Origin of the sequence: Streptomyces sp. NPDC002773 (assembly GCF_040295605.1) — a bacterium.
GTDB lineage: Bacteria > Actinomycetota > Actinomycetes > Streptomycetales > Streptomycetaceae > Streptomyces.
In genome coordinates, this window is the sequence record NZ_JBEOVO010000001.1 from 562,351 (window position 1) to 588,115 (window position 25,765).

A 25,765-nucleotide genomic window follows, 5' to 3' on the forward strand; every position below is an offset into this window, starting at 1 on the left:
GCACGCCCCCTTGCGTCTGTTGTGCCGACCGGCACAACACTAGTGGGGCACCCGGTGGCGGGGACAGGGCGCAGGTGCGGTGAGACTTTCTCTACTTCATCAAGGCCCGCGCACTGCGCGGGAGCGCGCCGCCTTTACGGCGGGGCCGCCACGTGCAGCAGGCAGTCGAGAATCCATCACGTACCAGGGTGGACAGCTCGATGGACTATGCGAAGCGCGACGCAGCAGGGCAGCCGCAGGTTCAAAATGATGCCTCCGGCGAGGGCGCTCCGACTCCGGGATGGAGGGGGCTCCGTAGGCGGGCGCCGGCTGTGGGTTGTTGCGGTAGGGGCTCCCATCCCGTCTGCCGTCGACCCAGGCAAAGCCGAGCAGACACGGGCCCTGGCGTCCAGGTCGTTCGTACAGTGGCGCGCTCCACCTGGACGCCAGGGCCCGTGCCCGCTCCACGTACGTGTGGGTCGACGGCAGACGGGATGAGAGCTGGGTTAATGGGCGGCAGCGCTAGCTAGAACCTCGATGCACAGAGGTATCGTGCCGCTCATGACGACTTAAAGTGGTTACGGCTCTACTGAGGGCGTGGGCCTCGCTGAGTCAGATCCCAAGCTGTCCGCGTCCGGCTGGGGTGTGATACTGCTTCACCGTACGCGCCCGAGTGCAGGAAGACAGCGTGCAGACTCTGGCGAGACCCACGACCACTACGGTTTCGAAATCGGTCGACGGAGGAGGTTCGTCGGATACCGATTCCGCCGCAGCTTGGCAGCATCCTACGTGACTCTCTTGAGATTTTTAGGACGGCGAAAGCGAGAATTCTTCGGCGTGTACTCTGAGGCGTGCGGCCTCTTGCTGCCGCCGCCTCATCCTCCCTCATCCTCTGCGTCAACGCTTCAAGTCGCTGGCGGGCACCCCTAGACGGCCTGCGGATTTGCCGAGTTGGCATCTATGGGCATCCCTTAATTCATCGATGCAATCCTCAGCGAGGGGTGCCTTAGACATCTACAAAGCCTTAAGCTTGCTTCAGGGCCAAGGTTAAGTATCAGGGAATAGCTTGATCCAACGTTCTATCTCGGATTCCCGTACCTCGATCTCTGTCATCCGTCGATACATTGCCTCGGGAAAGGTCGACAGAATCGAATGGGTGTCTCGAGGCGACCACACAAATACATCACGCAGAAAACTCGATGTACTCTCATTTACCTTTATAATGCAGCCATACTCTCGTTCGAGTTCCACTGTTGCTTCGTTGGCTGACATGAGCGATACATGTGATGCCGCGTCAACCATGAGAGCGACTCGACGGAAGCCGGCATCCGCTGCGCTGCGAACGAACTGCTCGAGACCTTCCCCTGTCACACTTTTCCCCCGCACTTCTACGGTCAACAGGGGCTCGCCGTCCAATATGACTTGGACATCACCGGGAAGATCACGGGAGGGGTCGTTGATCCTTCGAGAAATGACTTCCTCGTAAGCCATGTCGAGACCGGCGGCAACGCAGGCCTGGAGCTTACGTGGAATATCGTAGCCAGTGGTGACAAAATTTTGCGTCTCGGCAATCAGGCTCGCCTCGACAATGGCACTTCCAACTGGGACGATACGCTTCTTTTTCGCTACGGCGATGCACACTGTCAGGACAGCAGCAAGTGCACGGAAGGCATCTTCCGTGGAAAAATTCTCTTCATCTACTTTAGTGAGAGCGTTACTTAGTCGATCAAGGTAGGGACGCGCCTTGGCTCTAACTCTGACGATCTCGCTGTAATGGTCGTATCGAAAGAATGGTTGATTGTTTATGGGTTCGCGGCCTGTTGCGCCCAGGTCGAATCCGAGTTTAATGGAAATCGGGACGACTACGCTGTGGCAAAGGTTGCGTAGAGAGAAGGCTCGCTCGTCGTACTTCTCTTTGATGGACAAAGGATCAACGCGCGCATCGCATGAACGTGCGAGCAGTGCTGTTACGAGTGCAGCAGTGTACGTTCTCGGAGCATCTGCTTCGCGCAGTGATGTCGCAAGAAGCGTCCAATCCTCCAAGGGATCCGCTACGTCCGAGCTAGCTATATCGTGCGCCGCCTGCAAAATCTTCTCTGCTTCGGCCTTTACGATGGTTATACCCACTGCCCCCCCATATAGCTCTAGATCAGTTCAAGCTGCTCATGGTCAGTCTGGTTAGAAAACTTGCTGCCGTCGGAATCAAGATGTCCGAGCTGCTCCATTAGGGCGCGCACGACGACCTTCCCCAGCTCCACCGGGACAGCGTTACCAATTTGCCGCTGCACCTCTCGCTTCCCGCCGGTGAAAACGAACTCATCAGGGAAAGTCATGATTCGCTTCATCTCGGCAACGCGAAATCTGCGAGCCCGCTGTTCCCCATTTGCGTTCTTGACGTTCTCCCAATGGAACGGGCCGACCCACGGACCTGGTTGAGCTTGCAGTGTTGTAGACGGGCGGTCTGGGTCCGACTTCAAAAGGAAGGTCCAATAGCGGCTACGCCACTTGAACTCATTACGGCCGCCATACCGATCGGTGTGCCACAAATAGTTCTGGCCTGGAGGGACTTCCGCGGCGAGGTCTGCGTATGTTCCCTCAACGATCTCTCCCGGGTCGGGGAGTTCAGGAAGTCCCGCAAAGGCCTGACGAAGGCTCGTGAATGGGATCTTAGTGCGATCAATCACCCGATCCCTCTCGGACTCGCCAGAGTGCGTGGTCTTTGGGAAGTGAAAAGCCTTTCCGTCGCGTCGCCCAACTACGAAAACTCGCCTACGAAGCTGCGGGACTCCGTACTCCGCTGCAAGGAGCACCTGGAAGCTCGGATTATAACCGGCATCCCTGAGTCCCGAAATAAGCCGATCGAACTGGGCCTTGTGAGTCTTATATGTCAGGCCTTGTACGTTCTCCAAGATGAAAGCTTCGGGCCGACTTTCGCGTACTACGCGAACGTATTCGTCGAGGAGTGAGGCATTAGGGTCAGCGCTATTACGCTTCTCTTCGATCCAAAAACCGGACTTGCTAAAAGGGGTGCAAGGAGGGCCGCCGATGACCAGGGTCGGATCCCCAGCCTTCAGCCCGCCTACTTCCAGCAACTCTGCGGTCGAGATCTTTTGGATGTCCCCGCACACGGTCTTGGTGTGCGGGAAGTTGGCCGTTAGCGTGTCCAGAGCCGTCTGTTCATAGTCGGTGGCGACGGCAACGCTCAGCGGCGATCCGGAGCCGTCCTGCACCAGTGGTGGTTCAGCACAGCTCTCAACAGCGCAGTCGAGGCCTCCAGCACCGGAGAAGAGACTGATTACAGGAAGCTCATGGTTCACCGCGCCACCCTAACGTATCGCGACCTGATCAAGTCATGATCACTGTCAAGCCGCTCCAGTGCACATGCTTCGTCCCCCCCGCTGACCAGGTACTGAGTGAGTGAGCCGTCAACCACGCGCCGGCCTTCACACTCCTATGTTCTGTGTTCGGGCCCATGCGGAGACTGCTGGCTTGGCTCCTAAGTAGGGACGGGTCGCCCTGATTCGCCTCACTCAGGACCTCACCGCCCTGGACGGTGATGGAGCCCGGCTGTCGGCTACCGCAGGAGCTGGCATCCGGGTCTGACGTCAACGGTGACGGACAGTAATGGTTACGTACGCCTTACTATTATTTGAGCCGACAGGGCAAGGGTGGAAGCAGAGAGTGAGTGGACGAACTGGCAAGGCAGGGTGGCGGCTCCAGGGTCCGTGCCAGATCAGTGCCAGATCGAGCAGCCAGCTACGGTCAATCACGGCCCGCAGCGGTACGGGCAAGCGCAGGGCGAACATCATCGTTCTACGCCTGCTGGCCAGCCAAGCGATTACGTGATCAGCGCCAGGCTTACAAAGCAGATGTCGGCGGTTCGAAACCGTCCGCGCCCACCAGCAGGTAGATAGACAAAGGCCCAGGTCACCGGTGCTGAACCGGGGGCCTGGGCCTTGTTCGTTTGGCTGAGCCGAGGGGTCATCTCATTCGGTGGCCACGTGTGGGGAATCCGCGACGAGTTGAGCCATCTCGCGCAGGTGGTGCCAGTACTCAGGGGCGTCCGCTTCGCCGAGCACAGGTATGACCCGGTCCAGGCGGGCGATGCAGCGGAGCAGAGTGCTTCGACTCCGCGCTTCGAGTTCGCCGCCGTTCTTGATCCATGTGAAAACGCAGCCTGCGGTGTCCGAGTCCAGCATCACCAGGTCGAAGCCGGCCCGGTCCGCTCCAGCCAGTCGGGGAGGAAACGGCAGTTTCATGAACTCTTGGTACTGGCCTGATACGGCCTCAAACGTAGTCTCTTCACTCACGCGGACCATCATGGCGCAGCTTTCTCCCCTGGCCTCGGCACGCGCTCGGGTGAGTGTCCTGGTTCGGTTGACGGGGGGTTGGTGGGGCGGTGTACTCCCCGTATGGATGAGGTGGGGGACGCGCCCGAAGCCGGGGTGCGCGGTGGTGAGATGACGCCGCAGCGGTACATCGAGACGCGGCTCTCGCAGTACCAGGAGTGGTACGACGCCAAGGCGACCCGGATGAAGGCGATGCATCTGCGGATGCGGACCGTGTCCGTCGTCGGTGCGGCGCTCGTGCCGGTGTTCGTGAACCTGGATCTGGCTTTCGCGCGGGTCACGGCCACGGTGCTCAGTGTGGTCGTCGTCGCGGCGGTGTCGCTGGAGAGCGTCTACCGGTACCGGGAGCAGTGGAAGAACTACCGGTCGACCGAGCAGCTCCTCGGGCACGAGCGGGTCTACTTCGAGGCCAAGGTGGGGCCGTACCACCAGTTGTCGAAGCGGGACGCGTTCTCGACGCTGGTCGCCCGGGTCGAGAAGGCCATCGCCAACGAGAACTCCGCGACCCTGAACGTGATGACGCTCGGCGGGCAGGTCGGCACCGACGTGCAGCAGCCGCCGCAGGGGATACCTTCGCCGCGGGTGTCACCGGAGTCGAGCCCGGGTCCGGGTGCTGATCCGGGTCCGAGTACTGGGCCCAGCCCGCGCTAGCGTGAGCGGGCCCCGGAGGTTTTCCGGGGCCCGTCCTTGTCACCTGCCGTGCGGGGTCAGCACCAGGCGTAGTCGACCCGCGTCGAGTTGTACGAGCACACGTCGACCCGCGTGCCGTTCGACTTCTTCAGCGTCGCCGTGTCGCGGTCGTTGTTCCAGACGTACGCGGCGCGGTTCTGGTAGACGTTCGCGGCGGTGTTCGTGCCGCGGCCCGTGCGGACCGTCACGATCTGGCCCTTGCCGAGGACGTAGTTGCCGAAGGTGTACTTGTGGTTCGCCACGTCCGTGAGCGTCCAGCCGCGGAGGTTGACCGCCGCCCCGGTCGTGTTGCGTATCTGCACGTACTCGGCGTTGAGGCTCGTGTTCGAGCGGTAGTCCGCGCCGGGGCTGTCGTAGTAGATCTTGTACAGGTGCACAGAGCCGGCGGCCTGCGCCTGCGTGGGCAGCAGCAGGATGCCGGAGGCGGCGGCCGCGGTCACGGCCGCGAACGTGCGTGCGCGAAGCATGAATGTCCCTCAGTTTCTGTCGGGCGCCCGCCGATGGGGCCCGACGAGCACACAGAATATGCACGCCCTTCACCTCGCACGCACAGAATCCGAGGAGTTGGCGGAGGCTTGTTTAGGATTGTCTTATGTTCGACGAGTCCCTGAGTCTCACCGTCCTCGGCTCCGCCACGCCCTTCGCCCGCCCCGGCAACGCCTGTTCGGGCCTGCTCGTCGAGGGCGGCGGGGCCCGTGTCTGGGTCGACGCCGGGAGCGGGACCCTCGCCGAGCTCCAGCGGTACGTCGCTCTCGGTGACGTCGACGCCGTGTGGATCTCCCATCTGCACGCCGACCACTCCGCCGACCTCCTCACCGCCTTCTACGCGCTGCTGTACGCGGACCTGGAGGTTCCGCTGCCGGTGCCCCTGTTCGGGCCGCCCGGCATCGCCGACCGGCTCGCCGCGTTCCTCACCAACGGCCCCGACCGCAGCCCCGTGGAGCGGGCGTTCGCCGTGGAGGAGTTGCACGACGGGCACGTCGTACCGATCGGGGGGCTCACCCTGCGGTCCCGGTCCGTCACCCACGGCCCGCCGTCCTTCGCGCTGCGCGTGGAGGACGGGGCCGGGCGCTCGCTCGCCTACTCCGGCGACTGCGAACCCTGCCCTCCGCTCGTCGAACTGGCCCGGGACTGCGACCTGTTCGTATGTGAGGCGGACGGTGGCACGCCCGGTCATCACTCCGCCGAGCAGGCCGGCCGGAGCGCGGCCCTGGCCGGCGCGCGCCGCCTCGTCGTGACCCATGTCGGGTCGGGTCTTCGGCCGGAGGACGCCGTCGCGCGGGCCGCGTCGGAGTTCCCCGGGGAGGTCGCCCACGCCGATCCCGGACGCCGGTTCGAGGTCACGCGTCGAAGTCGTACTCCAGGACGTACGACGACGAGTCCAGCGTCATCTCGTTGAGTTCCACGGCCGTCCCCCGCTCCGTGAACGCCGTCCGCCCGATGAGGACCACCGGCGTCCCGAACCCCAGGGCCAGCCGGTCCGCCTCGTCCGCCGACGGCATCCGGCAGCGGATCTCCTCACGGAACCGCACCGGCCGGTGGCCCAGCTCGGCGAGCCGCGCGTAGGTCCCGCCCGGCCCCGTGTCCGCCTCGGTGATCGGCGTCCCGCGCACCAGCTCGGCGGAGAGGTACGAGACGGAGAGCAGCACCGGCTTGCCGTCCAGGACGAAGCGGCGGCTGCGCACGCAGACGGGCGCGTCCGCCGTAAGGCCCAGCGACCCCGCGACCCGCGCGCCGGCCTCCGTCTCGCCCACCTCGACCTGGTCGACGACCAGGTCCCGGTCCTCCACGTCCGCCGACCAGACCGAACGCCCGTTGCCCCACTGCTCGCCGGACAGCCGGGGGATGCCCCGCCGGCGCAGCGGCCGGAAGACGCGGACGAAGACCCCGGCGCCCTTGCGGGCCTCGGCGAGACCCTCGCCGCGCAGCACGGAGAGCGCCTGCCGCGCCGTCATCCGGGCCACCGCGTACGTCGTCATGAGGTCGTTCTCGCCCGGGAGCCGGTCGCCGGGCGCGAACGCGCCCGAGTGGATCGCCGTCCTCAACTCATCAGCGATGCGCTGGTACTTGGGGCGGCGAACGCTGTCCTGGTCAGTCACGGGTGGACCACTCCCTTCATCTGCGGGACACCCTACGGCGCACCCCGAGGCGAGGGTGCACACGTGTACGCCGCCCCGCCCGGTCGATCCATCCATCGGGGGACATCTCTAGAGATACGTTGACAGGGCGGGAGCGCGGGGCTTCTCTGGGGGTCCCCATGCTTCAGGTGACCGGGACGGAGGGGACACGTGCAGCCATTGCCCGAGGTCGGTGACCTCGTCCGCGACACCGCCACCGGGCGCGTCGGTTTCTATGTGGAGAGCGTCTCCGGGCGCTTTCTGATCCGGCCCGTCCACCCCGGCGGCGCCAGCGGCGAGTGGGAGGCCGAGCCCGCCGACGTACAGCTCGCCACGCCCCTGCGCGAGCTGCGGGCCCGCGCCGCCGAGATCAACGCGCGTAGCCGACGAGGGCTCGGGGCCTGAGACGGCCGGGGGAGGAGGGCGGGGATACGGCCGTGGGAGGGCGGGAGACGGTTGCGGGAGGGCGGCGAGGCGGCCGTTTCCGGCCGTTGTCAGTGGCGCGCGCCACACTGGAGGCATGTGCCGCAGCATCAAGACTCTCCGACCGCCCGCGCTGCCCGAGGAGGCGTCCGAGGACGACATCCGCGCCGCCGCCCTGCAGTACGTCCGCAAGGTCTCCGGGTTCCGCGCCCCCGCCGCCCACAACCGCGAGGTCTTCGAGCGGGCCGTGGACGAGATCGCCGACGCGACCGCGAGACTCCTCGACGACCTGGAGGTGCGCGGCGCGCACCCCGGTGTCAGGAGGCAGGAGCGGGAGCCGCAGCCGGACGCCGTATGAGGTAGGCGGCGAGACCGCCCGCCAGGAAGAGCGCGAGGGTCGACACCCCCGCGCTGAACCAGGTCGCGCCCAGCCACTGACCGCCGAGCCAGCCGAGCCCCACGCTGTACGAGGCCCAGGTCACGCCCGCGAGCGCCGACCACGGCAGGAACTCCTCCACCCGTCGCTTCGCCGCGCCCGCGCCGAGCGAGACCACGGACCGGCCCGCCGGGGCGAAGCGCGCGAGGACCACGAGCAGGCCGCCGCCCCGCGTCAGCGCGGTGCCGAGACGTTCCTGCGCCACGGACAGGCGCCTCGACCGGGCGATCGCCCGGTCGAGCCTGGCGCCGCCCCGCCGCGCGAGCCGGTACGCCAGGAAGTCGCCGAGGACCGAGGCCGTGGCCGCGCAGAGGAGCAGGGGGAGGAGCGACGGTACGTCGGGGGTGGCCGCGGTGGCCGTCGCCGCCGCCGTCGCGGCGGTGACCACCAGGAAGCCGCTCGGCAGCACGGGCAGGAAGACATCGAGCAGGATCGACGTCGCCACCACCGGGTAGATCCAAGGGCCGGCAGTGAGCGACCGCAGCGATCCCAGGCTGTCGAGCAGATTCACAGGGCCAGAGCCTACGCGGGGGCGACACGCCGCCGCCCGGGTGGGGGCCTTGTGCAGCCTTCACGGCCCGTACGGGGAGGGCAGCCCTCGCAGCCCGTACGGCGAGGGCTCAGGCCGCGACCGGCGACGCGCCCTGCTCCTCGCGGTCCCCGCCCGTCTCGCGCGGCGTCGTGCCCGCGCCGCCCCGGCTCCCGAAGAGCCGGTCGAGGGCCAGCGCGCCCGGGCCCGTGAACACGAGCAGGGCGAAGGACCAGCAGAACAGGGCGGGGGTCTCGCCGCCGTTCTGCATCGGGAAGAGGGACTCCGGCTGGTGGACCGTGAAGTACGCGTACGCCATCGAGCCCGAGGCGAGGAAGGCGGCGCTGCGGGTGCCGAGGCCCGCCAGGACCAGGCCGCCGGCGACGAGCTGTATCACCGCCGCGTACCAGTTCGGCCAGGTGCCGGCCGGGACGGCGCTGCCGCCGAGGACGCCGAAGAGCGAGGCGGCGCCGTGGCAGGCGAAGAGCAGGCCGATGACGATGCGGAAGAGACCGAGGGCGTACGGCTGGGCCTCGTTCAGACGGCCGGCGAGGCTGCTCGTACGGCTTTCGGCGGTCGGGTTGGTGTTCATGGGGGGACTCCTTCGGCCTGTGGGGACGGAAACCGATAGCCGTAGGTTAGGCACCCCTCACTAGTACTTGCAAGTTCAACATTCGGCTCCCGGGGAGTGTGCGGCGAGGCCCACTCCCCGGCGGCCGATGCTGACGCGCCCTCAGAAGTCCTGTGCTCAGCAGCCGTTGAGCACCGACTGGAGGGCGCTCTTCTCGGCCGAGTCGATGCTGAGGTTCCAGTGGTACTTCACGTGCACCCAGGCGCGGGCGTACGTACAGCGGTAGGCGGTCCTGGAGGGCAGCCACTCCGCCGGGTCGAGGTCGCCCTTCGACTGGTTGACGTTGTCCGTCACGGCTATGAGCTGCGGGCGGGTCAGGTCGTTCGCGAAGGCCTGGCGCTGCGAGGTGGTCCAGGAGCTGGCGCCCGAGCGCCACGCCTCGGAGAGGGCGACGACGTGGTCGATGTCGAGGTCGGAGGCGACGGTCCAGGTGGCGCCGTCGTACTCGGAGTACCAGCTGCCGCTGACGGAGGCGCAGCTGGAGTCCGTGACGACGTTCACGCCGTCGCGCTTGAGGACGGTCTCGCGGGTGTTGCAGGCGCCGGACTGGGTGATCCAGTGCGGGAACAGATCCCGGCTGTAGCCGGTGGAGGAACCTTCCGCCTTCACGGTGAGGGAGGCCAGGTAGGTGCGCGCCGTGGCGGCGCTGACGGGGGTGGGCATCGCGGCCTGGGCGGCCGGGGCGGTGGCGAGGAGGCCGGTGACGGTGAGGGCGGCGGAGGTGGCGAGAACGGCGAGTCGACGCGCGTAGATCATGCGGATGGGCATGTGAACTCCCTTGAGGTGGGGGGACCTTGGCTGGTTGCTGTCCCCGCTGGGTGCCGGGCGGTGGCCCGGTCATCGTGGCGGCGCCAGGTTTCGGTGGGGGGTGCGCCAGGTAACAGAGTGGCGACATGGACACGTCACATCAAGGGGTGTGACGTGTCCTGATGGAGCGCCAGGTTCCGCCCGGCGCTCCGAGGTTCGTGTACGACGAGGCTGTACGGCGGTCCTGTACGACGGTCCCGTACGACGAGGTTGTGCGGCGAGGCTGTACGACGAGACCCCGGGCCCTTCCCGGGCCCGGGGTCTCGTCGTCTGTGAAGCTGCCGCCTGGTGGTGAGGCCCTACCAGGGGTGAGGTCCTACGGGAGGACCGTCAGGAGGATCGATCCGTCGGCGGCGGCCTCGACCCGCAGCTGCGTGAGGTCGGCGACGTGCACGTCCGGCGCGAAGGCCGCCGCCCGCGGGCCCACGCCCACGATCCGCATGCCGGCCGCGCGGCCCGCCTGGATGCCGGCCTCGGAGTCCTCGAAGACGACGCAGTCCGCCGGGTCGAAGCCCAGCTCGGCCGCGCCCTTGAGGAAGCCCTCGGGGTCGGGCTTGCTGGCCCCGACGCACTCGGCGGTGACCCGGGTCTCCGGCATCGGCAGCGCCGCGGCGCCCATCCGTGCCTGTGCGAGGGCCTCGTCCGCCGAGGTCACCAGGGCGTGCGGAAGCGTCGCGAGCGCGGCCATGAAGGCGGGGGCGCCGGGGACGGGCACGACGCCGTCGAGGTCGGCGGTCTCCTCGGCGAGCATGACCCGGTTGTCGGCGTAGTTCTCCTCCATGGGCCGGTCCGGGAGGAGGACGGCCATCGTCGCGTACCCCTGGCGGCCGTGGACCACCCGGAGCACGGCGTCCGTGTCGAGGCCCTGCCGTTCCGCCCAGCGCCGCCAGCAGCGCTCGACGACGGCGTCCGAGTTGACGAGGGTGCCGTCCATGTCGAGGAGGAGGGCGCGGGCGGTGAGCGTTGCCGGGGTGGTGGCAGCCATCGGGTCTCCAGAGGGGGTGGCGCGGAGAACGAAGCGGTCCCGCCCACCGGTCAGGGTTTCGCGGGCGGGGCCACTTTGTTTTTCTACGATACAAAACCGAGGGCGGTCTTGGCCAGCCGGTCCGCACAGTTGTCTGCGCAGCCGTCCGCACAGCCGGTTCGGACAGCCGGTCCGCAGGCCGGGTCCAGGGGCCTCAGTCGTCGGAGGTCTCGCCCTCCAGAGCGCGGCGCGTGTCAGGGCCGTACACGCCCTCCGGATCGCTCCGGATGTACTTCCAGTCCTGATATTCGGCCACCGCCTCCCGGACGTCGTCGTCGTACTTCCCGTCGATCCGGCCGCGGTAGGCGTACACGGCGGACAGTCGCCGCTGGAGCTCGCGCACCTCGTGCCCGGTGGAGCCGACGCTCAGGGTCGCCTCCTCCTCTTCCCCGCCGTCCTCCGGCGAGGCCGCCGGGGGTGCCGTCGTGACCGGAGCCGTCGTCGGCGGTGCGGTCGTCGGAGCCGCCGAGGGTGACGCCGACGGGGGCGCCGCGGCGCCCGTCGTACGCGCCGAGGCGCTGGGCGACGCGGTGGTGCGGCTCGCGGAGGGGGTGGGCGTCGGCGACGCGGACGTCCGGCGCGGGGTGGGGGAGGACGAGGTCGGCTCCGGGCTCGCCGACGAGGAGGACGGGGACGGGGACGGCTCCTCGGACACGGCGATGTTCAGGGACGCGCTCGTGGTCACCTCGGGTACCGCCGCCCGGTCCTCGGCCTCGCTCCCGCCGAGCACGGCCGCAGCCAGGGCCGCCGTGCCCGCCACGGCGACGGCGGCCACCGCCGCGACCACCATGCCCCGCCGGCGCCCCCGACCCCCCTCCCGCTCCTGACCGAGCGGCGGCGGCACGTCCCCGACGCCGCGTAGCAGCAGCGGCATGGTCTCGGAGGGGTCGCCAAACGACTCCGCGCCGTACGCCCCCGCCGCGTACGCCCCCGGTCCAGGCGCGGCGACGGCACCCTCGGCCGGCCGGATCACCGCCAGCTGGGCGGTCGGCGGATCGTCGTCGCCGTCCGACGAGCCGTCCCCGTACGACGAGCCGCTCCCGTACGACGAGCCGTCCCCGTACGACGAGATCCCGCCCCCCAGCGAATCCCCCGATGAACCGCCCGGCGAATCCCCCGGCGGATTCCCCGAAGAATCCAGCGTCACGTACGGCCTGATCCGTAGCGGATCGAAATCCTCGGCCGCCGCGACCTCCGCCCGGGCGCAGGCGCAGCCAGGTCTGTGTACACCGCATTCAGGACAGATGCGTCCGGTCATGATGGGTCCCCTCCCCGAGACAACTGCGAGCGATTATGCAGCCCGTCCCGTACCGGCGGGCGAACAGCCGTGCCCCTCCGGAGGCCATAACCGGACAATCGGACCAGGATGGAGAGGTCGTCCCATGGGTCGTCCGGCGGGACGCCCGACGAGCCGCCCGAGGAGACGCCCATGGCCCAGGAAACAAGCCCCTCCCAGCTCGGCGGCGGCGCCCCCGCGCCGGGGCAGGGGCGGAGCCACCGCACCGTCCTCGTCGCGATCGGCGCCCTGCTGCTCGGCATGCTGCTCGCCGCGCTCGACCAGACCATCGTCTCGACCGCGCTGCCGACGATCGTCAGCGAACTCGGCGGCATGGAGCACCTCTCCTGGGTGGTCACCGCCTACATGCTGGCGTCCACGGCCGCGACCCCGCTCTGGGGCAAGCTCGGCGACCAGTACGGGCGCAAGAAGCTCTTCCAGGCGGCCATCGTCCTCTTCCTCATCGGCTCCGCCCTCTGCGGCATCGCCCAGAACATGCCGCAGCTCATCGCCTTCCGCGCGATTCAGGGCCTCGGCGGCGGCGGCCTCATGGTCCTCTCGATGGCGATCGTCGGCGACCTCGTGTCCCCCCGGGAGCGCGGCAAGTACCAGGGCCTGTTCGGCGCCGTCTTCGGCGCCACCAGCGTCCTCGGCCCGCTGCTCGGAGGCCTCTTCACCGAGCACCTCTCCTGGCGCTGGGTCTTCTACATCAACCTGCCGATCGGGATCGTCGCCCTCTTCGTGATCGCCGCCGTGCTGCACATCCCGGTACGTTCCACCCGCCACACCATCGACTACCTCGGCACCTTCCTCATCGCCTCCGTCGCCACCTGCCTGGTCCTCGTGGCCTCACTCGGCGGCACCACCTGGGCGTGGGGATCGGCGCAGATCATCGGCCTCGCCGTCCTCGGAGCCGTACTCCTCGTCTGGTTCGTCCGGGTCGAACGACGGGCAGCCGAACCCGTCCTCCCCCTCAAACTCTTCCGGATCCGGACCTTCAGCCTCGTCTCGGTCATCAGCTTCGTCATCGGCTTCGCGATGTTCGGCGCCATGACCTATCTGCCGACCTTCCTCCAGGTCGTCCAGGGCGTCACCCCGACCATGTCCGGCGTCCACATGCTGCCCATGGTCGCCGGCATGCTGATCACCTCGACCGCCTCCGGCCAGATCGTCTCCCGCACGGGCCGCTGGAAGGTCTTCCCGATCACCGGCACCGCCCTCACCGCCCTCGGACTGCTCCTGCTCAACGAGCTCACGGAGACCAGCTCCACCTGGGAGATGAGCGTCTACTTCTTCGTCTTCGGCGCCGGACTCGGCCTCGTCATGCAGGTCCTCGTCCTGGTCGTGCAGAACGCCGTCTCGTACGAGGACCTCGGCGTCGCCACCTCGGGAGCGACCTTCTTCCGCTCCATCGGAGCCTCCTTCGGCGTCGCCGTCTTCGGCACGATCTTCACCAACCGGCTCACCCGCAAGCTCGACGACGTGTTCGCCGGAGCCGCCGCCTCCGGGCAGGACCTGCCGCCCGGCATCGGCCCCGACCAGGTCGCCGCCGACCCGCGCACCCTCACCGAGCTGCCGGCCGAGCTGCGCCCCTCCGTCCTCCACGCGTACGCCACCTCCATCACCGACGTCTTCCTGTACGCGGCGCCCGTCGTCCTCGTGGCCTTCGTCGTCGCCTGGTTCCTCAAGGAGGACAAGCTGCGGGCCTCCGTCACCGCGCCCGACACCAGCCAGACGCTCGCGTCCAACCCCGTCGAACGCTCCTCGTACGACGAGTGCGCCCGTGCCCTGTCCGTCCTCGGCTCCCGCGAGGGACGCAAGGCGATCTACGAGAAGATCACCGCCCGCGCCGGGCTCGACCTGCTGCCCGCCGCGAGCTGGCTGCTGCTCCGGGTCCGCCGCCACGGCACCGTCGAACCCGCTCGGCTCGCCGAGACCGTGCCCGTACCGCTGCGGGCGATCACGGAGGCGTCCCGGCAGGTGGAGGAGCGCCGTCTGGTCACCAGGGAGGGGCTGCAGCTGATCCTCACCGAGGAGGGCGTACAGGCGGCGACGAAGCTGGCGAAGGCGCGGGAGGAGTCCCTCGCCGAACTCCTCGGCGACTGGTGGGGACCGGACCGGCCCACCGACCTCGTGCAGCTGGTGGAGGAGTTGACGGCGGAGCTGTGCGGCTCGGACGGGGAACGCCCGCACAACCCGGACCCGCCCCGCGACCACCACGCCTGACGCACGCCGACGGTGTGCTCGCCGCGCGTCGACTCGCACGCCGGCCGGGGCGGGATCGGGGGGTCAGAGCTCCTTGCCGTACCAGATGTCCATGTACGGCCCGGAGCAGTACGCCGGTATCTCCGCGTATCCGTGCCGTGTGTACAGGGCGCGCGCCTCGACGAGGTCAAGGCGGGTGTTGAGGACCATCCGGCGCGCGCCGAGGCCCCGTGCCGCGTCCTCCAACTCGCCGATCAGGGCCCCGGCTCCGCCCAGGCCACGGAAGGCGTGGCGCAGGAAGACCCGGGTCAGCTCGGCGCGCTCCTCGTCGAGCAGGAGCACTCCGCCGCAGCCGGCCGGCTTGCCCTCGTACCGCGCGACCAGGAACCGCCCGGTCGGCGGGGTCAGCAGCTCGACCCCGTCGTTCGTGAGCCCGTCATCGATCTCCGTCCCGGTCGCGGGGCGCTTCCAGTAGCGGCTGGCGACGTCGTCGTAGTAGTCGCGGCGCAGCGAGGTCGCCTCCGGGGTGTCGACGCGCTCGGGGGAGAAAGTCCAGGTCATGCGCGCCATTGTGCGGCGCGCGTGACCTGGGGCGCAGCTCAGTTCTTCGGGGACGCCTGCTGGACGACCTCGAAGGACCACAGCGTGGACCCGGACGCGGCGGGCTTCGGCCGCTCGCCACCAGCCTCGCCGCCGCCCTGGTGCGCGGCCTTCATGGAACCGTTCATCCAGGCCTGGAAGTCCTCCTCACTGCGCCACCGGGTGTACACCAGGTACTGGTCGGTGCCCTCAAGGGGCCGCAGCAGCTCGAACCACTCGAAACCGTCGGACCCTTCGACGGCCCCGGCCCGAGAGGCGAAACGCTGCTCAAGCACCTCACGCTGCTCGGCAGGAACGGTCAGGACGTTGATCTTTACGATGCTGGGCACACGACACCTCTCCGGTAGCACAGGCCTGGCGCTGCACCGAGCCTTGATCATGCGCCTGCAGTCTCCTACATCCACCCGTCGGGGCGGTGTCAGGACCGGGACTGAGTACTCCCGACCGGTGGCCGACCTCAGGCCGGCTTGCGCCACACGGAGATGTGCTTCGCGGAGTCCTGGGTGAACGGAGACCCGTCCCAGTCCGCGACGCGACGCTCCGGCTCGAGCCCGGCGAGCCGTGCCATCAGGTCGAGCTCCGCAGGCCAGGCGTACCGGTGCCGGGAGTTCGCGCGGCGGTAGCGGCCGTCCTCGCCGTCGTCGTCGCCGTCGCGGGTGAAGTGGTGCGAGACAAGAATCTGCTCGACCAGGTCGAAGGTGTCGAAGCCGAGATGCCGCTCGGAGACATCGAACGGCACCGCGACCTGGCCGGGCGGCAGGAACCGCAGCGGCGGCACACCCAGCTCGATGACGAATCGGCCGCCGGGCTCCAGATGCCGTGCGGCGTTGCGGAAGCACTCGACCTGCTCGTCCTGCGTGAGCAGATTCGTGATGGTGTTGTAGACGAGATAGACCAGGGTGAACTCGCCGGGAACGACGGTGGTGGCCATGTCCCCGATGACGACAGGGAGCGTGTTCTCGTCGACCTTGCGCCGCAGCACCGCTGCCATGTGCTCGGACAGTTCGATGCCCACGACCGGCACGCCGCGTTCGCGGAGCGGGACTCCCACGCGTCCGGTTCCGATGGCGAACTCCAGTGCCCGGCCGTCTCCGGCGAGCTTGGCGAGGAAATCGAGAGTCGGTCCGAGAACGGCAGCCGAGGACAGTTCGGTCTCCTCGGCGTCGTAGCGGTCGGCGGTCGCACGGGTCCACAGTTCACTACTCGTCACGGACAGTCACCTTGCCAGTGCCGAGGGGCGCTGTCGACGCATTTTCTTCCCGCCTGCCGGGCCGGGAGGCTGCCGGGCCAGGAATCCCCGCGTATCCGGGCAGGGGAGCGGTCAAGATGCTCATGAAGGCACCCAGGACAGGAGGCAGGGCATGGTCGGCTTTGAGTGGGCAGCCGGGGCCGACGCGGTACGGACCCTCGCCGCTCGCTGGCTGCCCCGGCTCGGGGGCGGGGACTTCGTCGTGTCGCCCGTCGGGTTGTGGCTGGCGCTCGGGGCCGTCGCCTCGGGGGCTCGGGGGGCGACCGCCGACGAGCTGCGGGAGTTGCTCGGGGTCGAGGGGGAGGCGGCCGGGGAGGCCGTGACCGGGGTCGGGCGGTGGCTCGGGGGTGCCGGTGGGGCCGGTGGGGTCGCGGTGGGGACCGGGGTGTGGAGCGCGGTGCCGATCCGGGAGGCGTTTCGGCGGGGGCTGCCCGACGTGACGTTCGGGCTGCTGCCCGGGGCGGTCTGGTCCGCGCTGCCCGACGACGTCTTCGGGGCGACGGACGACATGTCCCTCGGGGACGTCCCCGACGCCCAGGAGGAGCTCGACGCCTGGGTGCGGGCCGCCACCGGCGGGCGGATCGCGCGGCTGCCGCTCGCACTCGACGGGTCCGAGGACCTGGTCCTGCTCAACGCCCTCGCCCTGAAGGCCTCCTGGCTGACCGCCTTCCCCGGGCACCTCACCCGCGACGAGCCGTTCACCGACGGGGACGGCGCCACCCGGCCCGTACCGACCATGCGGCAGCGGATCCCGGCCGGGTGGGTCTGGTACGTGGACGGGGTCACCGTCGTGGAGTTGCCCTGTGCGGGGGAGGAGGACGGGGGTCTGCGCGTGCGGTTCGTGCTCGGGGGCCCCGGGGCCGGGCCCGGCGACGTGGTGCCCGCCGCCTGGGCCGGGCCACGTGCGCGGCAGCCGCTCGCCGCCGACTCCGCCGACCTCGCCCTGCCGCGCTTCACCCTCCGTACGAAGACCGACGCGAACGAGCAGCTGGCCGCGCTCGGCCTCACCCGGGCGTTGCGGCCCGGGGCTGACTTCTCGGGCCTTTCCCCGGCGGACCTGTACATCGCCAAGGTCGTGCAGGAGGCGGTCGTCGAGATCGCCGAGGAGGGGGTCGAGGCGGCCGCCGTCACCCAGGTCGCCATGACCCGCAGCGCCGCCCGCCCCCGCCGTGAGGTGGTGGAGCGGATCGCCTTCGACCGGCCTTTCGGGGTGGTCGTCCTCGACGGTACGGGGGAGGTGCCGTTGTTCACGGGCTGGCGGGCGAGCGGGCGGCCGGCCGGCTGACGACGCGGCGGGCGGGCGGGCGGCGGCGCCGGCTGACGGCGTGGCGAGTGCGCGGCCGGCCGGCTGACGGCGCGGGCAAGCGGAAGGCCGGTCAGCGTACGGGCGAGCGCGGCGCGGCCCGTCAGCTGACGACGCGGGCGAGCAGCAGGCCGTCGTAGCCCTTCGTGCCGACCGTCTGCAACGCCGTCGCGTCCAGGCGGGGTTCGCGGGCGACGAGGTCGAACAGTTCGCGGGTGCCGGTGATCGCCGGGTCGGCCGGGTCCGGGGTGGTGATCTTCCCGCCGCGCACCACGTTGTCGACGATGATCATCGTGCCGGGCCGGGAGAGCTTCAGGGCCCACTCCACATAGCGCGGGTTGTTGACCTTGTCGGCGTCGATGAAGACCAGGTCGAACGGGCCCGCGCCCTCCGCCTCAAGGCCCGGCAGGCTGTCCAGGGCCGCGCCCGTGCGGACCTCGACGATCTTGTCCAGGCCGGCCCGGGCGACGTTGGCGCGGGCGACCTCCGCGTGGGCGGGGTCGTACTCCAGGGTGATCAGCCGCCCGTCGGCGGGCAGGGCGCGGGCCAGCCAGATCGTGCTGTAGCCGCCGAGGGTGCCGATCTCCAGGATGTTCCGGGCGCCCTGCGTCGCGGCGAGCAGGTGGAGCAGCTTGCCCTGGTTGGGGGCGACGGCGATCTCGGGCAGCCCGGCCGCCGTGGAGTCGGCGAGTGTGGCCGTGAGGGCGTCGTCGGCAGGGGCGATCGTTTCGGCGAAGTACTGGTCGACTGCGGTCCACTGAGGGTTCGTCATGCGGCCGAACGTACACCGGTGCCGGTCGCGGCGCGGCGCCTTGCCGCCCGTACGACCAGCAGCGCCGTGCCCGCGACGAGCAGCAGACCGCCGCCCACCGTCAGGAGCCACACGGGGATGCCGCCGCCGACGGTGAGGAGCCGGTCGGTGTACTCGACCCGGCGGTACGGGGTGTCGGCGACGGTCCGCAGATGGTGGTCGTCGTCGATCAGGGCCGGGTTCGGGAACTCCTGCTCCAGGGCCGTCAGATGGACCGGCCGCTCCCCGGCCAGCCCGGACACGGCGCCCTCCGGGCGTTCGATCCGGCCGGCGAAGGTCACCTCGGGGCGGTCGCCGCCGATGGAGGAGCGGGGCTCCATCCGGTGGTCGGCCAGGACGTAGAGCCCGAGCGTCTGGGGGTTCGCCGCGAGGCGGGAGAGGCGCATGGGGTAGACGAGTTCGGGCGACGCGAAGGTGATGCGCAGGGGCGTCAGCTCGCCCTGGAGGACGGCGTCCTTCTCCTGGGGCGCGAGACGGACGGCGACGTACTCCCACTTCCGCTCCACGTACGGCTGGAGGGCGCCGGTCAGCCGGTCGGGCAGCTCGAAGCCGTTGGCCCGCAGCCAGTCGCCGAGGGCCTCGGGGTCGGTGGCGGTCAGCCGGGCGACGTCGAAGGGGCCGAGCCGCTCGCGGCCGACGACGCCGACACCGGCGCCCTTGCCCGGCGGTGGCGCCCCGGCCCCGTCGCCGTAGTCGTGGTCGAACGGCCAGTCGTCCTCGCGTGGCCAGAAGTAGAAGCGGTCGCGCTGCTCGGGCTCGGTGAGCCGTTCGAGCGCGTCGAAGAGTTCCGGATCGCCGAGGGTCACGCCGGCCCGGCTCGGCACCGGCATGATCCAGGCGGCGTTCCGGGCGTTGCCGTGGACGGCGAAGCGCATGACGACGGTCTCGGTGCGCCCGTCCCAGCGGACGGCCGACTCCTCCCGGTCGACGCCGATGCGCTCGGACCGGGACGGAATCATGGCGCCGCAGCCGCAGGCGTACGCCGGTGCGACGAGCGAGCCGAGCTGCAGCGCGAGCAGCGTGACGATGGTGGTCAGAATTCTGTGGGTCCCCCGCATGCGGGGTGGGACGCACCGGGTGCGGATCCGGTTCCGGCCCGTGCACGGCTACCGTCTGCTGGTGGCCTGACCGCCCGGTGTCACTTCAGGTGCCGGGTGAAGAACTGGGCCGCGGCGTCCCCCGCGAACTGCGGGACGCCGGTGTGCCCGCCCATATTGGCGTGCAGCGTCTTCTCCTTGGAGCCGAAGGCGTCGAACAGGTCCAGGGCCGTCTGCCGGTCGTTCCCTTCGTCGTCCCACTGCAGCAGGACGTGCAGAGGAATGGTGACCCGGCGGGCCTCCTCGAACATGGTGCGAGGGACGAAACTCCCGGCGAACAGAACAGCGGCCGAGATGCGCGGCTCGACCACCGCCAGCCGGGTCGCGATGGAGATCACGCCCCCCGAGTACCCGACCGGGCCGCCGATCTCGGGCAGCGACAGGAGGGCGTCCAGGGCGGCTTGCCATTCCGGGACCGCCCTGTCGACCAGGGGGAGGATGAGGGCGTCGATGATCTCGTCGCTGACCGGCTCGCCGGTCTCCAAAGCCCGGCGCAGGTCGGCGACGGCCTGCTCGGCGGCGGGCAGGCGGGGCCGGTCGCCGCTTCCGGGGAGCTCGATGGTGGCCGTGGCGAAGCCGTCCGCCGCGGAGTGCCGGGCTCGGGTCACCAGTCGGGGGTACATCGTGCGCAGCCCGAGAGGAGGGGGGCTGAGCAGGATCAGCGGCGCCGGTGCGGAGGTGGTCGCGGATCCGGGCGTCCACAGGATGCCGGGGATCTCGCCGAGGGTGAATTCGCGCTCGAGGACGGCGTCGTCGAGACGCCGTTCAGAAGTGAATCGCACGGTCGTGCCTTTCGGGAGTGCCAGTGAACGGCGCTCCCGGACGACCTATCGCCCGACCGTGACCCCGGAGGAGAGCACCCATGTCGATACGTTCACGGGTACCACCTCCTCGCTCTCTTGCACGGCCTCCGGGAACGTAGCAGTGGCCGCCGTGGTTCCGCCAACGGGTTTCGTGCCACGCGGTGCACCGCCGCGCCCGTCAGGCTGACGCGCGGACCCTGAGCTCCTTCACGCCGTTCAGCCAGGCGGCCCGCAGCCTGCGCGGTTCGCCGGCGAGCGTGAGGTCGGGCAGGGCGTCCGCGACCGCGTTGAAGATCAGCTCGATCTCCTTGATCGCGAGGGACTTGCCCAGGCAGAAGTGGGGTCCGCCGCCGCCGAACCCGAGGTGCGGGTTGGGGTCGCGGGTGATGTCGAAGCGCTCGGGGTCGGTGAAGACCTCGGGGTCGTTGTTGGCGGAGGAGTAGAACAGCCCGACCCGGTCGCCCTTGGCGATCTTCTGTCCGCCGAGTTCGGTGTTCTGGGTCGCGGTCCGCTGGAAGGAGACGACGGGGGTCGCCCAGCGCACGATCTCCTCGGCGGTGGTCGCCGGCCGCTCCCGCTTGAAGCGCTCCCACTCGTCGGGATGGGTGAGGAAGGCATGCATGCCGTGGCTGATGGCGTTGCGGGTGGTCTCGTTGCCGGCGACGGCGAGCAGCAGGACGAAGAAGCCGAACTCGTCGGAGGAGAGGTTGCCCTGGCCCTCGGCGGCGACGAGTTGGCTGACGATGTCGGTGGCGGGGCACTGTTTGCGGGCGGCGGCCATGTTCATCGAGTAGCCGATGAGTTCCATGGCGGCCTCGGCGCCGATCTCCTCGGTGATGGCGTACTCGGGGTCGTCGTACGCCACCATCTTGTTCGACCAGTCGAAGATCCGGGAGCGGTCCTCCTGGGGGACGCCGATGAGTTCGGCGATGGCCTGGAGGGGGAGCTCGACGGCGACCTTGGTGACGAAGTCGAAGGTGCCGTCGGCGGCGGCGTCCGCGCCGCGTTTCGCCTCCTCGACGATGGCGTGGGCGCGGTCGCGCAGCGCGGTCTCTAGGTTGCGGATCGCGCGGGGGGTGAAGCCGCGCTGGACGATCTGGCGGACGCGGGTGTGCTCGGGCGGGTCCATGTTGAGCATGATCAGCTTCTGGACCTCGATCTGGTCCCGCGTGATGTGCTCGTTGAAGCGGATGACGGCCGTGTTCTCGTACGAGGAGAACAGTTCGGGGTGGGTGGAGACGTACTTGACGTCCGCGTGGCGCGTGACGGCCCAGTACCCGTCGTCCTCGAAGCCCGTGACGCCGGGCGGCTGGGGGCACCACCACACGGGCGCGGTCTGCCGCAGCCGGGCGAACTCCGGGAAGGGGATGCGGTCGCGGAGCAGATCGGGGTCGGTGGCGTCGAACCCTTTCGGGAGAAGCCCTTCGGGGAGAAGCCCTTCGGGAAGATGGGGGCAGGGCATCGGCAACACACTCCACATCTGATGGGCCGTCAGGAGTCGTCGGTGAAGTTAGTAACGAGTTCCACAAGTAGCAAGGGCCGGAACGGGAACTGTTGCGTCCCGGACCCTTGCGTACCCGCGGTAGCAGTCATAAGACTGCACAGAGAACTAGAACGCGTACTAGTTCCCCGTGACGCCGACCGACGGGCTGCCGGGACGCCCCGTCCGGTCGAGGAGAGGACGAGCCCATGGCCGCGGAACCCGTCATCGTCGAAGCCGTACGCACCCCCATCGGCAAGCGCGGAGGCGCGCTCGCCAACCTCCATCCCGCCTACCTCCTGGGCGAGACCTACCGCGAACTCCTCGGCCGCACCGGCATCCACGCCGACTGCGTCGAACAGATCGTCGGCGGTACGGTCACCCACGCCGGCGAACAGTCCATGAACCCGGCGCGCACCGCCTGGCTCACCATGGGCCTCCCCTACGAGACGGCCGCCACCACCGTCGACTGCCAGTGCGGCTCCTCGCAGCAGGCGAGCCACATGGTCGCCAACATGATCGCGGCCGGCGTCATCGACGTCGGGATCAGCTGCGGCGTCGAGGCCATGTCCCGCGTGCCGCTCGGCTCCGGCTCCAAGCACGGGCCCGGCAAGCCCTTCCCCGACGAGTGGAACGTCGACCTCCCCAACCAGTTCGAGGCCGCCGAACGCATCGCCCGCCACCGCGGCCTCACCCGCGAACGCGTCGACGCCCTCGGCCTCCTCTCGCAGGAACGCGCCGCGCACGCCTGGGCCGAGGAACGCTTCAAGCGCGAGACCTTCGCCGTCCAGGTCCCCACCACCGAGGAGGAGCAGGCCGCCGGGCAGGGCATGTGGCGGCTCGTCGACCGCGACGAGGGCCTGCGCGACACCACCATGGAGGGCCTCGCCCGGCTCAAGCCCGTCATGCCGACCGCCGTCCACACCGCCGGGAACTCCTCCCAGATCTCCGACGGCGCCGCCGCGCTGATGTGGGCCTCCAAGCGCATGGCCCGCGCCCTCAAACTCCGCCCCCGCGCCCGGATCGTCGCTCAGGCCCTCGTCGGCGCCGACCCGCACTTCCACCTCGACGGGCCGATCGACGCCACGCGCGCGGTGCTCGGCAAGGCGGGGATGTCGCTCAGGGACATCGACCTCGTCGAGATCAACGAGGCCTTCGCCTCGGTGGTGCTGAGCTGGGCGCAGGTCTTCGAACGGGACCTGGACGGCCTGGAGAAGGTCAACGTCAACGGCGGCGCCATCGCCCTCGGCCACCCCGTCGGCGCGACCGGGGCGCGTCTCATCGCGACCGCCCTGCACGAGCTGGAGCGGGCGGACAAGGAGTTCGCGCTCATCACGATGTGTGCGGGCGGGGCGGTGGCGACCGGGACGATCATTCAGCGGTTGTAGGGGTGGCTGTGGGCTGGGGCCCAGGGCCCCGGGCCCGGAAACGCCGCAGGCCCCGCCCTCCCTGTGCGGGAGGCGGGGCCTTGCGAAAGCGCGGTTTTCCGGCGGTGACTCTTAGTACCAGCCGTTGGCCTGCCAGAACGCCCAAGCGGCGTTCGGGGAGCCGTAGCGCTCGTTCATGTAGTCGAGACCCCACTTGATCTGGGTGGCGGGGTTGGTCTTCCAGTCGGAACCGGCCGAGGACATCTTCGAGGCCGGCAGGGCCTGGACGAGGCCGTAGGCGCCGCTGGAGGAGTTGGTCGCGGTGTGGTTCCAGTGCGACTCGTGCTCGACGATCTTGCTGAACGCCGCGTACTGCGAAGCCGGGACGATGTCACGGGCAAGCTCCTGCGGGCTGGCGGCGGAAGCCGAGCCCGTCGTGCCGAGCACCGCACCCGACGCGCCGAGCAGCACGGCTGCGGTGGCGGCGAAGGACTTCTTGCGGGCAGAGACACGAGTGGTGAGCGAGCGGATCAAGGTTTCGACCTAACGTTGGGGACATGGGTGCGTCAGGCGGTTTCGGCAAGCCGGAACCAGAGCCCGGGGGACCCGGGAACTGGGGGGAACCGGCCGTCCGAGGCGCTGTGGTGAGCACCGGCTGCCTGGCGACGTCCTCCAGAGAAGCAGGGCTGGAACGGCGATGCAACGACCCCCTGTACGAGGAAGGTTCGGACCCGGGAGGAAGGTCCCGCGGGGTGCGTCTGCGGGGTTTTCGCAGGTCATGCCCCGCGATGGGTGGTTTGGGTAGGTTCCACCCGTCTACTATTCCGCGTCGTACGTGACGTAGGTCCTGTGGGGCGCCTCACCCGTGGAGGGCCTCTCCGGACCCCTGAATGTGACCTGGGCCTCGAAGTTCGCCCGCCGTGTGGCCCGCCGCAGCGCCTTCAGGAGCGTGCCGCCGATGGTGAGGGTGAGGACGACGGTCAGGACGGCGCGGCCCAGGTCCCAGCCGAGGGAGGTCGCCACCACATAGGCGAGGAAACGGACCAGGTTCTCCTGGAGCGGCGCGCCCGGCTGGAACGAGATCCCGCTGCTCAGGCCCTGGAGCAGCACCCAGCCCTGCAGATTCATGATCGTCCCGTACGCGAACGCCGCCACGAACCCGTAAGCGGAGAGCATCAGCAGCTCACCCCTGCCCCGGAGCCTCCGCCGGGCTCCCGCCGCCCCCGGCAGCAGACCGGCCCCCATCGTGAACCAGCCCATCGACAGCATCTGGAACGGCATCCACGGCCCCACCCCGCCCGTGAGCAGGGCCGACGCGAACATCGTCACCGCCCCCAGGACGAACCCGAAGCCCGGCCCGAGCACCCGCCCGCTCAGCACCATCAGGAAGAACATCGGCTCAAGGCCGGCCGTCCCCGCCCCCAGCGGCCGCAGGGCCGCGCCGACAGCGGCGAGCACCCCCAGCATCGCCACCGCCTTCGCGTCCATCCCGCAGTCGGCGATCGTCGCCACGACCACGGCGACGAGCAGCGGCAGCATCACCGCGAACAGCCACGGAGCGTCCCCGGCGTGCGAGGTGACGGCGGAGCCGGCGTCGGCGAAGAGGGGCCAGCAGAAGGCGACGAGCCCGATGAAGGAGACCAGGACCAGCGCCGTCACGGAGCGTGGTCCCAGCCTGACGGGACGGGCACTCACAGCGCCTCCTGGACCTGCTCGACCGTGAGCCACGGCTGCGGGGCGAGGATCTTCGCCACCTGCGGCGAGAACGCGGGCGAGGAGACGACGACCTCGGCCGTCGGACCGTCCGCCACCACCTCGCCGTCCGCGATGATCACCACCCGGTGCGCGAGCTCGGCCGCCAGCTCCACGTCGTGCGTGGCCAGCACGATCGCGTGCCCGTCCGCCGCCAGGGACCGGAGATGGGAGACCAGGCGGGCCTTCGCCGCGTAGTCCAGACCGCGCGTCGGCTCGTCCAGGAGGAGCAGGGGCGGGCGGCCGGTCAGGACGACGGCGAGCGCGAGTGCCAGGCGCTGCCCCTCGGACAGGTCCCGGGGGTGCGTGTCGTCCGCCACCCCGGGCAGCAGCTCCGACACCAGCGCCCGGCAGGTCCCCGGCGCCGCGCCCGCGTCCGCGTCGGCCGCCGCGCATTCGGCGGCGACGGTGTCCGCGTACAGCAGATCCCTCGGCTCCTGCGGGACCAGGCCGACCTGGCGGATCAGCTCGCGGGGGTCGGTGTCGTGCGGGGCCAGGCCCGCGACGCGGACGGTGCCGGAGGTCGGGGCGATCATCCCCACGAGGGTGGAGAGGAGGGTGGACTTTCCGGCGCCGTTACGGCCCATGAGGGCGACGGTCTCGCCCGCCTGGACCTGGAGGTCCACCTTGCGGAGGGCCTCTACGCGGCCGCGGCGGACGGCGAGGCCTTCGGTGAGGACGAGGGGGGTGGAGGTGGGGGTGGGTGCGGGGCGGGTGCGGCGCCGCTTGAAGAGGGAGATTCCCCCACCCCTCCCCCCACGCCCGCGGGGGGGGGGGGGGCCCCACGTGCCGGGACCGGGGGGGGCGGGCCCGGTCCCCCGGGGCGGGCACGGCCGG

Annotated in this window: 27 protein-coding genes; 7 read left to right on the plus strand and 20 right to left on the minus strand. The window is 69.7% G+C overall.

The genetic code is table 11. From position 1 onward, the window contains the following. Positions 1 to 1,026 precede the first annotated feature (1,026 nt). The 3 genes from ABT034_RS02425 to ABT034_RS02435 all read right to left on the minus strand — a co-directional run bounded on the left by ABT034_RS02425 (position 1,027) and on the right by ABT034_RS02435 (position 4,289). A complete protein-coding gene (locus tag ABT034_RS02425; RefSeq protein WP_351210347.1) occupies positions 1,027 to 2,106 on the minus strand; it encodes a restriction endonuclease, SacI family in 1,080 nt (359 codons plus the stop codon). Between the two features lie 17 nt (positions 2,107 to 2,123). Next, positions 2,124 to 3,296, minus strand: a complete 1,173-nt coding sequence (locus ABT034_RS02430) for a DNA cytosine methyltransferase (RefSeq protein ID WP_351210349.1) — start codon at positions 3,294 to 3,296, stop codon at positions 2,124 to 2,126. Between the two features lie 669 nt (positions 3,297 to 3,965). After that, entirely contained in the window at positions 3,966 to 4,289 is a 324-nt protein-coding gene (locus ABT034_RS02435) for a hypothetical protein (protein WP_351210351.1), read from the minus strand. Positions 4,290 to 4,391: 102 nt separating this feature from the next. Between ABT034_RS02435 and ABT034_RS02440 the strand changes: the two genes are divergently transcribed. Next, positions 4,392 to 4,979 (plus strand): DUF4231 domain-containing protein, encoded by a 588-nt coding sequence (locus tag ABT034_RS02440; protein WP_351210353.1) that lies wholly within the window; start codon positions 4,392 to 4,394, stop codon positions 4,977 to 4,979. A 56-nt stretch (positions 4,980 to 5,035) separates the two neighbouring features. Here ABT034_RS02440 and ABT034_RS02445 read toward each other — a convergent pair whose 3' ends face one another. Further along, positions 5,036 to 5,485: a lamin tail domain-containing protein gene (locus ABT034_RS02445; RefSeq protein ID WP_351210355.1), complete on the minus strand. Its 450-nt coding sequence runs from the start codon at positions 5,483 to 5,485 to the stop codon at positions 5,036 to 5,038. Between the two features lie 125 nt (positions 5,486 to 5,610). On the opposite strand from ABT034_RS02445, the gene ABT034_RS02450 reads away from it, so the two are divergent. Continuing rightward, complete coding sequence (locus ABT034_RS02450; RefSeq protein WP_351210357.1) at positions 5,611 to 6,417, plus strand: MBL fold metallo-hydrolase; 807 nt, start codon at positions 5,611 to 5,613, stop codon at positions 6,415 to 6,417. On the opposite strand, the gene ABT034_RS02455 is transcribed toward ABT034_RS02450, so the two are convergent. Next, entirely contained in the window at positions 6,359 to 7,117 is a 759-nt protein-coding gene (locus tag ABT034_RS02455; RefSeq protein WP_351210359.1) for a GntR family transcriptional regulator, read from the minus strand. The two genes, ABT034_RS02450 and ABT034_RS02455, sit on opposite strands and share 59 nt — an antisense overlap. Before the next feature lie 189 nt (positions 7,118 to 7,306). Between ABT034_RS02455 and ABT034_RS02460 the strand changes: the two genes are divergently transcribed. Together ABT034_RS02460 and ABT034_RS02465 are read left to right on the plus strand one after the other, a co-directional pair. Further along, positions 7,307 to 7,540 carry a hypothetical protein gene (locus ABT034_RS02460; protein ID WP_351210361.1) on the plus strand — a complete coding sequence of 78 codons (234 nt, stop codon included), beginning with the start codon at positions 7,307 to 7,309 and terminating at the stop codon, positions 7,538 to 7,540. Between the two features lie 115 nt (positions 7,541 to 7,655). Continuing rightward, the gene (locus ABT034_RS02465; RefSeq protein ID WP_351210363.1) at positions 7,656 to 7,916 is read left to right on the plus strand and encodes a DUF2277 domain-containing protein; all 261 of its coding nucleotides are present in this window, start codon (positions 7,656 to 7,658) and stop codon (positions 7,914 to 7,916) included. Here ABT034_RS02465 and ABT034_RS02470 read toward each other — a convergent pair. The 5 genes from ABT034_RS02470 to ABT034_RS02490 all read right to left on the minus strand — a co-directional run bounded on the left by ABT034_RS02470 (position 7,876) and on the right by ABT034_RS02490 (position 12,132). Further along, on the minus strand, positions 7,876 to 8,505 hold the full coding sequence (locus tag ABT034_RS02470; RefSeq protein ID WP_502972778.1) for a DedA family protein: 630 nt from the start codon (positions 8,503 to 8,505) through the stop codon (positions 7,876 to 7,878). The genes ABT034_RS02465 and ABT034_RS02470 overlap by 41 nt on opposite strands. 109 nt (positions 8,506 to 8,614) lie before the next feature. Beyond that, entirely contained in the window at positions 8,615 to 9,115 is a 501-nt protein-coding gene (locus tag ABT034_RS02475) for a DoxX family protein (RefSeq protein WP_351210365.1), read from the minus strand. A 156-nt stretch (positions 9,116 to 9,271) separates the two neighbouring features. Then, on the minus strand, positions 9,272 to 9,916 hold the full coding sequence (locus tag ABT034_RS02480) for an HNH endonuclease family protein (RefSeq protein WP_351210449.1): 645 nt from the start codon (positions 9,914 to 9,916) through the stop codon (positions 9,272 to 9,274). Between the two features lie 361 nt (positions 9,917 to 10,277). Beyond that, a complete protein-coding gene (locus tag ABT034_RS02485; protein ID WP_351210367.1) occupies positions 10,278 to 10,946 on the minus strand; it encodes an HAD-IA family hydrolase in 669 nt (222 codons plus the stop codon). Positions 10,947 to 11,139: 193 nt separating this feature from the next. Further along, positions 11,140 to 12,132: a peptidoglycan-binding domain-containing protein gene (locus tag ABT034_RS02490; RefSeq protein ID WP_351210369.1), complete on the minus strand. Its 993-nt coding sequence runs from the start codon at positions 12,130 to 12,132 to the stop codon at positions 11,140 to 11,142. Positions 12,133 to 12,414: 282 nt separating this feature from the next. On the opposite strand from ABT034_RS02490, the gene ABT034_RS02495 reads away from it, so the two are divergent. Next, a complete protein-coding gene (locus tag ABT034_RS02495; RefSeq protein WP_351210371.1) occupies positions 12,415 to 14,487 on the plus strand; it encodes an MDR family MFS transporter in 2,073 nt (690 codons plus the stop codon). 63 nt (positions 14,488 to 14,550) lie between these two features. Here the strand turns inward: ABT034_RS02495 and ABT034_RS02500 are convergent, their stop codons facing one another. The 3 genes from ABT034_RS02500 to ABT034_RS02510 all read right to left on the minus strand — a co-directional run bounded on the left by ABT034_RS02500 (position 14,551) and on the right by ABT034_RS02510 (position 16,276). Then, positions 14,551 to 15,036: a GNAT family N-acetyltransferase gene (locus ABT034_RS02500; protein WP_502972779.1), complete on the minus strand. Its 486-nt coding sequence runs from the start codon at positions 15,034 to 15,036 to the stop codon at positions 14,551 to 14,553. A gap of 29 nt (positions 15,037 to 15,065) precedes the next feature. Then, complete coding sequence (locus tag ABT034_RS02505; protein WP_351210375.1) at positions 15,066 to 15,395, minus strand: antibiotic biosynthesis monooxygenase family protein; 330 nt, start codon at positions 15,393 to 15,395, stop codon at positions 15,066 to 15,068. 128 nt (positions 15,396 to 15,523) lie between these two features. After that, a complete protein-coding gene (locus ABT034_RS02510; protein ID WP_351210377.1) occupies positions 15,524 to 16,276 on the minus strand; it encodes a class I SAM-dependent DNA methyltransferase in 753 nt (250 codons plus the stop codon). A gap of 151 nt (positions 16,277 to 16,427) precedes the next feature. Here ABT034_RS02510 and ABT034_RS02515 point away from each other — a divergent pair, with 151 nt between their 5' ends. Next, on the plus strand, positions 16,428 to 17,600 hold the full coding sequence (locus ABT034_RS02515; RefSeq protein ID WP_351210379.1) for a serpin family protein: 1,173 nt from the start codon (positions 16,428 to 16,430) through the stop codon (positions 17,598 to 17,600). A 121-nt stretch (positions 17,601 to 17,721) separates the two neighbouring features. On the opposite strand, the gene ABT034_RS02520 is transcribed toward ABT034_RS02515, so the two are convergent. The 4 genes from ABT034_RS02520 to ABT034_RS02535 all read right to left on the minus strand — a co-directional run bounded on the left by ABT034_RS02520 (position 17,722) and on the right by ABT034_RS02535 (position 21,791). Next, the gene (locus ABT034_RS02520) at positions 17,722 to 18,390 is read right to left on the minus strand and encodes an O-methyltransferase (protein WP_351210381.1); all 669 of its coding nucleotides are present in this window, start codon (positions 18,388 to 18,390) and stop codon (positions 17,722 to 17,724) included. Then, positions 18,387 to 19,487 (minus strand): DUF2330 domain-containing protein, encoded by a 1,101-nt coding sequence (locus ABT034_RS02525; protein ID WP_351210383.1) that lies wholly within the window; start codon positions 19,485 to 19,487, stop codon positions 18,387 to 18,389. Before ABT034_RS02525 ends, ABT034_RS02520 begins: the two co-directional genes overlap by 4 nt. 80 nt (positions 19,488 to 19,567) lie before the next feature. Continuing rightward, complete coding sequence (locus tag ABT034_RS02530) at positions 19,568 to 20,308, minus strand: dienelactone hydrolase family protein (RefSeq protein WP_351210385.1); 741 nt, start codon at positions 20,306 to 20,308, stop codon at positions 19,568 to 19,570. Positions 20,309 to 20,507: 199 nt separating this feature from the next. Beyond that, a complete protein-coding gene (locus tag ABT034_RS02535; protein ID WP_351210387.1) occupies positions 20,508 to 21,791 on the minus strand; it encodes a cytochrome P450 in 1,284 nt (427 codons plus the stop codon). Between the two features lie 227 nt (positions 21,792 to 22,018). Between ABT034_RS02535 and ABT034_RS02540 the strand changes: the two genes are divergently transcribed. Continuing rightward, complete coding sequence (locus ABT034_RS02540; protein ID WP_351210389.1) at positions 22,019 to 23,197, plus strand: steroid 3-ketoacyl-CoA thiolase; 1,179 nt, start codon at positions 22,019 to 22,021, stop codon at positions 23,195 to 23,197. 111 nt (positions 23,198 to 23,308) lie between these two features. Here the strand turns inward: ABT034_RS02540 and ABT034_RS02545 are convergent, their stop codons facing one another. The 3 genes from ABT034_RS02545 to ABT034_RS02555 all read right to left on the minus strand — a co-directional run. Further along, complete coding sequence (locus ABT034_RS02545; protein WP_351210391.1) at positions 23,309 to 23,710, minus strand: aggregation-promoting factor C-terminal-like domain-containing protein; 402 nt, start codon at positions 23,708 to 23,710, stop codon at positions 23,309 to 23,311. Between the two features lie 285 nt (positions 23,711 to 23,995). Further along, a complete protein-coding gene (locus ABT034_RS02550) occupies positions 23,996 to 24,871 on the minus strand; it encodes an ECF transporter S component (RefSeq protein WP_351210393.1) in 876 nt (291 codons plus the stop codon). Next, the coding region (locus tag ABT034_RS02555) for an ABC transporter ATP-binding protein (protein ID WP_351210395.1) at positions 24,868 to 25,765 on the minus strand (898 nt) is incomplete at its 5' end. The genes ABT034_RS02555 and ABT034_RS02550, both read right to left, overlap by 4 nt.

What these genes read in the sequence shown, in the direction of transcription:
- ABT034_RS02520 (WP_351210381.1), bottom strand. Translation starts at nt 18,390, where the DNA reads ATGACGAACCCTCAGTGGACCGCAGTCGACCAGTACTTCGCCGAAACG.
- ABT034_RS02500 (WP_502972779.1), bottom strand. Translation starts at nt 15,036, where the DNA reads ATGGCGCGCATGACCTGGACTTTCTCCCCCGAGCGCGTCGACACCCCG.
- ABT034_RS02485 (WP_351210367.1), bottom strand. Translation starts at nt 10,946, where the DNA reads ATGGCTGCCACCACCCCGGCAACGCTCACCGCCCGCGCCCTCCTCCTC.
- ABT034_RS02540 (WP_351210389.1), top strand. Translation starts at nt 22,019, where the DNA reads ATGGCCGCGGAACCCGTCATCGTCGAAGCCGTACGCACCCCCATCGGC.
- ABT034_RS02535 (WP_351210387.1), bottom strand. Translation starts at nt 21,791, where the DNA reads ATGCCCTGCCCCCATCTTCCCGAAGGGCTTCTCCCCGAAGGGCTTCTC.
- ABT034_RS02445 (WP_351210355.1), bottom strand. Translation starts at nt 5,485, where the DNA reads ATGCTTCGCGCACGCACGTTCGCGGCCGTGACCGCGGCCGCCGCCTCC.
- ABT034_RS02450 (WP_351210357.1), top strand. Translation starts at nt 5,611, where the DNA reads ATGTTCGACGAGTCCCTGAGTCTCACCGTCCTCGGCTCCGCCACGCCC.
- ABT034_RS02525 (WP_351210383.1), bottom strand. Translation starts at nt 19,487, where the DNA reads ATGCGGGGGACCCACAGAATTCTGACCACCATCGTCACGCTGCTCGCG.
- ABT034_RS02475 (WP_351210365.1), bottom strand. Translation starts at nt 9,115, where the DNA reads ATGAACACCAACCCGACCGCCGAAAGCCGTACGAGCAGCCTCGCCGGC.
- ABT034_RS02465 (WP_351210363.1), top strand. Translation starts at nt 7,656, where the DNA reads ATGTGCCGCAGCATCAAGACTCTCCGACCGCCCGCGCTGCCCGAGGAG.
- ABT034_RS02515 (WP_351210379.1), top strand. Translation starts at nt 16,428, where the DNA reads ATGGTCGGCTTTGAGTGGGCAGCCGGGGCCGACGCGGTACGGACCCTC.
- ABT034_RS02440 (WP_351210353.1), top strand. Translation starts at nt 4,392, where the DNA reads ATGGATGAGGTGGGGGACGCGCCCGAAGCCGGGGTGCGCGGTGGTGAG.
- ABT034_RS02495 (WP_351210371.1), top strand. Translation starts at nt 12,415, where the DNA reads ATGGCCCAGGAAACAAGCCCCTCCCAGCTCGGCGGCGGCGCCCCCGCG.